Raw genomic sequence first — 9,074 nt, forward strand, 5'->3', positions numbered from 1 at the left:
AGAGACCGCTCGCACAGGTCCTCGCGGACCTGCTGCCCGTGCCGGATGCGTGGGGACAGTTCGCGGATGCCTACCTGCTGGCGCTCGACGAGGCCGCCCGGACTGCCGCGACCCATGGATCGCGTCCTGGCCGAAGGGCGCGGGACCGTGCGGATGCCCTGGCCGCGTGGCACGGTCTGCTCCTCGACCGGCTGGTCGGTTCGAACCACGAGGACCGTCTCGACCGCATCTTCGAGCACCCGGCACTGGCGGGACCCGAGCAGACCTTCCTGCAGGCGCGGCTCGCCGAGTACCGCGGCGACCGCGACGGGGCCATGGTCCTGGTCCGTAAGTGCCTCGCAGCGCTGCCCGGCCATCCAGACTTCCTCGCGTTCGCCGAGGACCTCGGCGTCTGAGTCGGAGCTGCCCCAGGGCGGTCGGCTGCTGACCAGCACCACCCGGGGTCTTGCCCAGCGTGTTGACCAGGTCGAGGGCGCTCTGGACGGTGGCATCGGACGTGTCCGGCCCGCGGACGATCTCGACGCACTGCACGACCAGCGCCGGGTTGACGAAGTGGACTCATCGCGAAGCTCTCCGCGCCAGGCCAAGAGCTCGACGGCTTCGACCCGACGCACGCCTCGGCAACGCCCGCGCGCGAGAGACCAGCCACCGCGTGCGGGGCAACAAGGCACCAGTCGCCAGCGCTCAGCTGTCCCGGCGGCGCACCACAGACCGCCCCTCCCGGCGCAACTGTGGGACGGAGGTGACCCCGAGCAGCTGCATCGTGCGACGTAGCTCGTCCCCCAGGATCTCGAGCACCCTTGTCACTCCGGCCTGCCCACCCGCGCCGAGACCGTAGAGGTACGGGCGGCCGAGGAGCACGCCGTCGGCACCGAGGGCGATCGCCAGTGCGGCATCGCTGCCGTGCCGGATCCCGGAGTCCACATAGACCTCGACCCGGTCGCCGACGGCTTCTCGAACCGGCTGAAGCACGTCGATCGGCGCGACCGCACGGTCGAGCTGGCGGCCACCGTGGTTCGACAGCACGGCGCCGTCGGCCCCCACGTCGACGGCGCGTCGGACGTCCGCTTCGCTGAGTACACCTTTGACCGTGAGCGTCCCGGGCCACCATTGCCGGATCGTCGCGAGGTCGTCCCACGTGACTGAGCTGTCGAACTGCTTGAGCCCGAGTTCCATGACGCTGGAAGGTGTCTCGCCACGTGCTCCGTCGATGTTAGCGAAGGTGATGGGCGGTCCACCGAGCAGGCGGGCGCACCACGCCGGGTGGCGCGCCATACCCGCCAGAGACCGGAACGTCAGCTGCGGTGGCACAGTGAAGCCATTGCGTGTGTCCCGGGCGCGCAGGCCGGACACCGGGGTGTCGACGGTCACCATGAGTGAGCGGTAGCCGCTCTCCTCGGCGCGCCGCACGAGTTCACGCACCAGTCCGCGGTCCTTCCAGACGTAGAGCTGAAACCACAGGTCGCCCGGACTCGCGGCCGCCACGTCCTCGATGCGCGTCGTCGCCATGGTCGAGAGGGTGTAGGGCAAGCCTGCATCGGCCGCCGCGCGCGCAACGGCCGACTCCCCGTCGCCGTGCATCATCCGCGTGTATCCCGTCGGTGCGAGCGCGACCGGCAGCGCTGCCGCGCAGCCGAGCAGGGTGGCGCTGGTGTCGACGTGGGTGACGTCTCGCAGGGTCTTCGGGACGAGGTCGTATTCGCCGTATGCCGCTGTGTTGCGCCCCAGCGTCGCCTCACCCTCCGCGCCGCCTTCGACGTAGTCGCGGACCTCGCGAGGCCAGCGCCTCGCGGCGAGAGCACGCACGTCCTCGATGGTGATGCAGTGAGCGAGGGCGGTCGCCGTCGTCGGCAGCTGTGGCGGCCGGGGCCGGACGAGAGACAGCACCTCGGCGGGCTTCATCGTGCCGCACCCAGCGGCAGGGCGGTGCTGATGGCAGCCAGTGCCTCGGGCTCCCCGATCGTGATGCGCACACCCTCCTTGCCGAACCGGCGCACACTGATCCCCAGGTCGGAGCATGCCTCGACCAGCGCGACGACGACGGGGGACCAGGGCAACCAGACGAAGTTGGCCTGGCTGGGTGTGGCCTCGACGCCACGCGCGTGAAGCACTGCGACGAACTCGTCTCGGCGACAAACGATCTCGCCGACGATCTCACGCTGCTTCGGCCAGGCCTCGAGTGCCGCCACCGCGGCGGCCTGCGCGACCGAGCTGACGGTGAACGGGAGGGACACGGCGCGGACGCCATCGGCGAGCCATGACGGGGCGACGGCATACCCGACACGCAACCCAGCGAGGCCATGCGCCTTCGAGAAGGTGCGCAGGACAACGACATTCGGTCGGTCGCGAGCGAGCTCCAGTCCATCTGGCACAGCATCGTCGGTGACGAACTCACGATAGGCCTCGTCGAGGATGACGAGGCACCTCGTCGGGACGGCCTCGAGGAAGCTCTCGAGCTCAGGTCGCGTCACGGCCGTTCCGGTCGGGTTGTTCGGGTTGCACACGATGACCACGCGGGCCCCGTGACGACGCACCGCCTCGGCCATGGCAGCAAGGTCGTGCCGGTGGTCCGCAAGGAGTGGGACCTCGACGGGGGTGGCCCGGGACACCCGCGTCACGATCGGGTAGGCCTCGTAGGATCGCCAGGCGAACACGACCCTGTCGCCTGGGTCGGTGACGGTCTGTAGCAGTTCCTGCAGGACGGCGATGGACCCGCCGCCCACGACAATGTGCTCCGCATCGACGGTGAGATGGCTCGCCAGCCGCTGGACCAGCGTCGTTGCCGTGATGTCCGGGTAGCGGTTCGCGCTCGCGAGGGCGCCGCGCGCCGCCAGCATGACGTCGTCGCACGGTGGGACTGCGATCTCGTTCGACGACAGCTTCCATCCCGCGCTGGCACGAGGAGGACGTCCGGCGACATACCTCGGGAGCAGGCCGAGGTCGTTGCGCAGTAATTGTAGGTGCTGGTGCGTCATCGGGCCTCCTTGTCGGTATGACCTACGGTCGCCGCGGTCGCCACCCGAGGTCCACCTGGACTCTCATTCAGTGAGAATCGCTCGTTGCGCCGCTCGCCGGTAGTTCCTACGGTTCACGAACCCACCGGTGGTCGGTGGCAGCCGGGTCCGCACGTCGGTCCGGCCAGGGGTCACATCGTTGTGACCGAGGAGGTCTCATGTCACCGAAGCGTCGTTCCGCGTCAGTCCTGTCGACCGCGGGCATCATGCTCGCCGCCGCTCTCACGGCGGCCTGCGCCGGCACGGGCTCGGACAAGCCCCAGGACTCTGCCCCAAAGGCGGGGTCCCCGAGTGTCCAGGACGCCGACGCCGGCCTGTCGGACAAGCTCCCTGCCGACATTAAGGCCAAGGGCACTATCAAGGTCGCGAGCAACGTCGAATACCCGCCCTTCGAGTACTACGACACGGACAACACGACGATCATCGGTCTGGACAAGAACCTCGCCGATGCGCTGGGTGTCAAGCTCGGGGTCAAGCTCGAGTTCACCAACATGGGCTTCGACTCGATCATCCCGGCCCTGGCAGCCAAGCGCTTCGACATGGCCATGTCGGCCATGACCGACAACGCGGAGCGGCGCAAGCAGGTCGACTTCGTCGACTACTTCGTCTCCGGTGGTGGCTTCCTGGTCAAGAAGGGCAACCCGCACAACGTCCAGACGCTCGGGGACGTCTGCGGGCTCACGGTCGCGATCGACAAGGGCACCACCAACGTCGAGGACGCCGAGAAGGCGAGCAAGGACTGCGTCGCCACGGGAAAGGCGCCCGTCAAGGCTGACATCTACCCGGGCACGAGCAAGATCGTCCTCGCCTTGCAGAACGGCAGGGCCGATATCGCCATGCTCGACACCTCTGCCGCGGCCTACATAGCACAACAGAACGCTAGCCAGTTCGAGGTACCTGGGGAGTCGTACGCGCCCAAGCCCTACGGCATCGTCTTCCCGAAGGGCTCGACGCAGCTCCAGCAGGCGGTCAAGGCCGGTCTCGAGGCGCTCATCGCCGACGGAACCTACGAGAAGGTGCTTGCCAAGTGGGGCCAAGAGGTCGGCGCCATCAAGCAGATCACCATCAACGACGGCGCCACATCATGACCTTCGGCCCGCGACGGACCAGGAGTCAGGCCAATGCGTAGCGTTCCGGTGCAGGCACCGGGCGGTCTGGCGGACGAGGACACCCTCGACCTGCCAGTGCGTCCGGCGCGGCACCCGGGCCGATGGCTCGGGCTGGCGGTCGTCGCGGTTCTCGCGGCGATGCTCGTGAACACGCTGTTGACGAACCCTCGTTTCGAGTGGGACGTCGTGGCGCAGTACTTCACCAGCGAGTCGATCATCCTCGGTGTGCGTCGCACCATCGACCTCACGGTCATCACGATGCTCATCGCCGTGCTCCTCGGGATCGTGCTCGCCGTGCTGCGACTGTCGCCCAACCCGATCCTGTCCGGGGCGTCGTGGCTGTTCATCTGGTTCTTCCGAGGCACACCGCTGCTGGTCCAGCTGCTCGTCTGGTACAACCTCGCAGCGCTGTACCCGGACCTGTCGCTCGGCATCCCGTTCGGACCTGAGTTCGTCCAGCTCGAGGTCAACGTGCTGATCACCGGGTACGCGGCGGCCGTGCTCGGGCTCAGCCTCAACGAGTCCGCCTATATGGCCGAGATCGTCCGGGCCGGGATCCTTTCGGTCGACCAGGGCCAGACCGAGGCGGCCCAGGCGCTCGGCATGTCGCGGCTGCGCACGATGCGCAGGGTCGTCCTGCCCCAGGCTATGCGCGTCATCATCCCCCCGCTGGGCAACGACACGATCAACATGCTCAAGATGACCTCGTTGGTCAGTGTCATCGCCGTACCCGAGCTGCTCTTCGCCTCGCAGACGATCTACTCGAGGACCTTCCAGACGATCCCGCTGCTGCTAGTCGCCTGCATCTGGTACCTCATCGTCGTGTCCCTGCTGTCGGTCGGGCAGTACTACATCGAGCGTCGGTTCGCCCGGGGAGCCACCCGCAACCTGCCACTCACGCCCTTCCAGAAGGTCAAGAAGTTCTTCGGCTGGGGTCAGCGGGGCATCACGACGACCGAAGTCAAGGAGTGACCCATGGTGGCGCAGACCGACACCTACCTCGGACCTATGGTCCAGGCCACGAACGTGCACAAGTCGTTCGGGCGGGTCGAGGTGCTCAAGGGCATCGACCTGACCCTGCGCAAGGGTGAGGTGATGTGCCTGCTCGGGCAGTCCGGTTCGGGCAAGAGCACCTTCCTGCGGTGCATCAACCACCTCGAGCGGATCGACGCCGGCCGCATCCGCGTGGCGGGCGAGCTCATCGGCTACGCCCGCCAACGCGGCGGGTTGCGCGAGATGCACGAGAGCGAGGTCAGCGCTCAGCGGCTCGACATCGGGATGGTCTTCCAGCACTTCAACCTCTTCCCGCACATGACGGCCCTGCAGAACGTCATGGAGGCGCCGGTCGGAGTGCGCAGGGAGCCGAAGGCCGAGGTCCGGGAACGCGCCGTCGGGCTGCTCACCAAGGTCGGCCTGGCTGACAAGCAAGGTGCCTATCCACGCCAGCTCTCGGGCGGGCAGCAGCAGCGGGTCGCGATCGCCCGGGCCCTGGCCATGCGGCCACGGCTCATGCTCTTCGACGAGCCGACCAGTGCGCTCGACCCGGAGCTCGTCTCGGACGTGCTCGACGTGATGCGTGACCTGGCGGCCAGCGGGATGACGATGATGGTCGTCACCCATGAGATCGGTTTCGCTCGTGAGGTCGCCGACCGGGTCGTCTTCATGGATGGTGGTGTCATCATCGAACAGGGCACCCCTGCAGAGGTCCTCGACAACCCGCAGCACAAACGGACGCAGGGCTTCCTCGCCAAGGTGCTCGCCTGACGGGCCCGGTCCGTTCGCACAACAAGAATGATTCTCAACCAGTGAGAACGCTAGTGTTGTCATGTGAGGTACACCGCCGTCGCCCATTCGCCCAGGAAGTTGTCAACCATGGCAGTTCGAACCGAGCGGGGTGCAGGGGCCGGTGCCTTCCAGCGCGGGCTGCGCGTGCTGGTCACCGTCGCAGAGTCGGGCGAGGCTCGCGCCGAGGAGATCGCCAGGGACAGTGCTTTGCCCCTGTCGACTGTCTATCGCTACCTTCGCACGCTACGGGAGATACAGTTCGTCGAGGAGCGTGACGGGTCGTATGTGCTCGGGTGGCGTCTGCTCGAGCTTTCGGGCCAGCATCTGACCCACACCCGCCTCGTCGAGCTCGGACACGCGTTCCTTCGCGAGCTCAGCGAGGTCACCGGGGAGACGGCCGTTCTCACGGTTCGCGTCGGAACCCAAGCGATGTGCCTTCGACAGGTCGAGTCCGACCACCCGATCCGTATGGCGTTCAAGATCAACCAGCTCCTACCGCTCTACGCAGGCGCGGGCCAGCGAATGCTGCTTGCACATGCGCCGACGACGGTCGTGGAGAGGGTGCTCGGCCAGCCGTTGCGACACATCACCACGGCCACACTGGACCGCGCGCGTATCATCCAGGAGATCGAGCAGACCCGGCGGAGCGGGTTCCTCATCTCTCATGGTGAGCTGTCCGAAGGGGCTGTCGCCGTCGCGGTGCCCGTCTTCGCGGGCGGTGAGATCGCCTGCTCGATCACGGTGGCCGGACCCAGGAGTCGTTGCTCCCGCACCTGGGTCACGAACACCCGCAGCGCGCTTCGGGCGAGTGCTCAGAAACTGTCGGAAGTTCTCGACCACCGTCCGCGGGCCATTCTCACACAGTGAGAGAACGCAGTTGCGATGTTTGAGAATGTCGACGAAAGTGCAGGCAGACCGCATCCCAACGATGCCGAAAGGACCGAAATGGTTGACACCGTTGTCGTCGGGGCCACCGCCCTGACGCTCGACGACCTCGTCGCCGTCGCCCGCCACGGAGCCCGTGTCGAGCTCGACCCCGGCGTCGCGGCCACGATGGCGCCGTCGCTGCAGTGGGTCCAGGATGCCGTCGGGGGCCGCCTCGACGGCGGTGAGGGCGCGGCGATGGCCGACCCGATCTACAGCATCAACACCGGCTTCGGATCGCTCGCCGGCAAGGCCGCCTTTGCCCGACCTGAGCAGGCGAGCGAGCTGTCCCGGCGGCTCATCGTGTCGAACGCCTCCGGCGTCGGCCGGCTCCTCGAGGAGGATGTCGTCCGGGCAGCGATGCTCATCCGGGTCGCCAGCCTCACCCGTGGCTTCTCCGGCGTCCGGCCGGTCCTCGTCGAGGGGATCGTCGACATGCTCAACGCCGGCGTCCTGCCTGCCGTGCCGGAGTTCGGCAGCCTCGGCGCGAGCGGTGACCTCATCCCACTCGCGCACCTGGCCATTGTGCTCACCCGCGCGGAGGGCGAGGACCGGGAGGAGGAGAGCGGTCAGGCCCTCGTCGGCGGGCAGGTCGTCTCGGGACTGTCGGCCATGCGCTCAGCCGGCCTCGAACGCATCGTCCTCGGACCCAAGGAGGGTCTGGGCCTGATCAACGGCACGTCGTTCTCGACGGCCATGGCGGCCCTGTCCGTGCATGACGCCGACACGCTGGTCCGTACCGCCGAGGTCGCCGCGGCCATGTCCATCGAGGCCCTGACCGGTTTCGCCGACGCGTTCCTTCCGCAGATCCACGACGCCAGGGGACAGACCGGCCAGATCGCGACGGCCGCGCACCTGCGCGACCTGCTCGCGGGCAGCGAGTTCATCGACGGCAGCGAGTCGGTCGACCCGGTTCGTCAGCCCCCGCAGGACGCCTACTCGCTGCGCTGTGTCCCCCAGGTGCTCGGCCCGGTCCGGGACACCCTCGACTTCGTGCGCGGCATCGTCGAGCGGGAGGTCAGCGCCGCGACCGACAACCCGCTCATCTTCACCGAGCTCCCCGCGACCCGTCGACTCAAGGCCGTCTCCGGCGGCAACTTCCACGCCGAGTACCTCGCCTTCGCGTCCGACTTCACCTCGATCGTCGTCTCGGAGATCGGCAACATCGCCGAGCGGCGGATCTTCCGGCTCGACGACAGCACTCTCAACAAGGGTCTGCCGGAGATGCTCGTCGACAGCGTCGACGTCGGGATGGACTGCGGCTACATGCTGCCGCAGTACCTGGCCGCCGCGCTCGTCTCCGACTGCAAGACGCTGGCCCACCCCGACAGCGTCGACTCCATCCCGACCTCCTCCAACCAGGAGGACCACGTCTCGATGGGCAACAACGCGGGTCGGCACGCCCGACAGGTCGTCGCGAACATCCAGCACGTCGTCGGGATCGAGCTCGTCGTGGCCGCCCAGGCCCTCGAGCTGCGGCTCGCGGCGGCGGGCAGGGACCGCAACGCCCTGGCCCCGGCCACCCGGGCGGTCCTCGACCTGGTGCGCTCCACCCCGACGAGCGACGGCCAGGGGATCACCTTCCTGACCCGAGACGTCGTCATGTACCCCCGCATCCGTGCAGCCGCCGAGCTCGTCGCCTCCGGTGCCGTGCTCGACACCGTAGCCCCCCACCTCCCCACCGAAGAGAAGGAATCCTGATCATGACCACTGCCGCGCCCGACCGCAGGACGGAGCACATGCCCGTCAGCGACGCCACGTTCGAGCCCAAGCCTGTCGTGCGCAACATCACCGCACAGCGCGGGGACACGTTGCGTTGCAAGGGCTGGAAGCAGGAGACCATCCTGCGGATGCTCGAGAACAACATGGAGGTCGCCGAGCACCCCGACGAGCTCGTCGTCTACGGCGGCATCGGCAAGGCGGCCCGCAACTGGGAGTCCTACCACGCCATCGTCGACTCGCTGAAGAACCTCGCCGACGACGAGACCCTCGTGGTCCAGTCCGGCATGCCGGTGGCCGTCTTCCAGACCCACGAGCTGGCCCCACGCGTCGTCATGGCGACGACGAACTTCGTCCGTCCCTCCTGGCAGCAGTTCTACGACCTGCAGGACAAGAACCTGACGATCTTCGCCCAGTACACAGCGGCCCCGTGGGAGTACATCGGCACCCAGGGTGTCATCCAGGGCACCTTCGAGACGCTCCGCTCGGTCGCCAACGTCCACCTCGACGGGTCGTGGGCCGG

General features: G+C 67.9%; 8 protein-coding genes and 2 pseudogenes. 7 read left to right on the top strand and 3 right to left on the bottom strand.

Annotated elements, in window-relative coordinates:
• Nucleotides 1–395 (top strand): hypothetical protein (locus L0H79_RS17850; RefSeq protein WP_301485997.1); only part of this gene is annotated, 395 nt, incomplete at its 5' end.
• Nucleotides 396–450: 55 nt separating this feature from the next.
• Here the strand turns inward: L0H79_RS17850 and L0H79_RS17855 are convergent.
• The 3 genes and pseudogenes from L0H79_RS17855 to L0H79_RS17865 all read right to left on the bottom strand — a co-directional run.
• Nucleotides 451–546: pseudogene (locus L0H79_RS17855) on the bottom strand (3-hydroxyacyl-CoA dehydrogenase NAD-binding domain-containing protein); the annotation flags it as partial.
• Between the two features lie 138 nt (nt 547–684).
• On the bottom strand, nt 685–1,902 hold the full coding sequence (locus L0H79_RS17860; RefSeq protein ID WP_301485998.1) for an alpha-hydroxy acid oxidase: 1,218 nt from the start codon (nt 1,900–1,902) through the stop codon (nt 685–687).
• On the bottom strand, nt 1,899–2,975 hold the full coding sequence (locus L0H79_RS17865; protein ID WP_301485999.1) for a histidinol-phosphate transaminase: 1,077 nt from the start codon (nt 2,973–2,975) through the stop codon (nt 1,899–1,901). The genes L0H79_RS17860 and L0H79_RS17865 overlap by 4 nt, the downstream gene beginning before the upstream one ends.
• A gap of 197 nt (nt 2,976–3,172) precedes the next feature.
• Between L0H79_RS17865 and L0H79_RS17870 the strand changes: the two genes are divergently transcribed.
• From L0H79_RS17870 to L0H79_RS17895, 6 genes and pseudogenes are all read left to right on the top strand, one after another.
• On the top strand, nt 3,173–4,102 hold the full coding sequence (locus tag L0H79_RS17870; RefSeq protein WP_301486000.1) for an ABC transporter substrate-binding protein: 930 nt from the start codon (nt 3,173–3,175) through the stop codon (nt 4,100–4,102).
• Nucleotides 4,103–4,135: 33 nt separating this feature from the next.
• Nucleotides 4,136–5,095: an amino acid ABC transporter permease gene (locus L0H79_RS17875; RefSeq protein WP_301486001.1), complete on the top strand. Its 960-nt coding sequence runs from the start codon at nt 4,136–4,138 to the stop codon at nt 5,093–5,095.
• A gap of 3 nt (nt 5,096–5,098) precedes the next feature.
• Entirely contained in the window at nt 5,099–5,887 is a 789-nt protein-coding gene (locus L0H79_RS17880; protein WP_301486002.1) for an amino acid ABC transporter ATP-binding protein, read from the top strand.
• Between the two features lie 108 nt (nt 5,888–5,995).
• A complete protein-coding gene (locus tag L0H79_RS17885) occupies nt 5,996–6,775 on the top strand; it encodes an IclR family transcriptional regulator (protein WP_301486003.1) in 780 nt (259 codons plus the stop codon).
• 78 nt (nt 6,776–6,853) lie between these two features.
• Entirely contained in the window at nt 6,854–8,533 is a 1,680-nt protein-coding gene (gene hutH / locus L0H79_RS17890; protein ID WP_301486004.1) for a histidine ammonia-lyase, read from the top strand.
• A 2-nt stretch (nt 8,534–8,535) separates the two neighbouring features.
• Nucleotides 8,536–9,074: pseudogene (locus L0H79_RS17895) on the top strand (hypothetical protein); the annotation flags it as partial.

The organism is Intrasporangium sp., assembly GCF_030452765.1.
In the GTDB taxonomy this organism is placed as follows: domain Bacteria; phylum Actinomycetota; class Actinomycetes; order Actinomycetales; family Dermatophilaceae; genus Intrasporangium_A.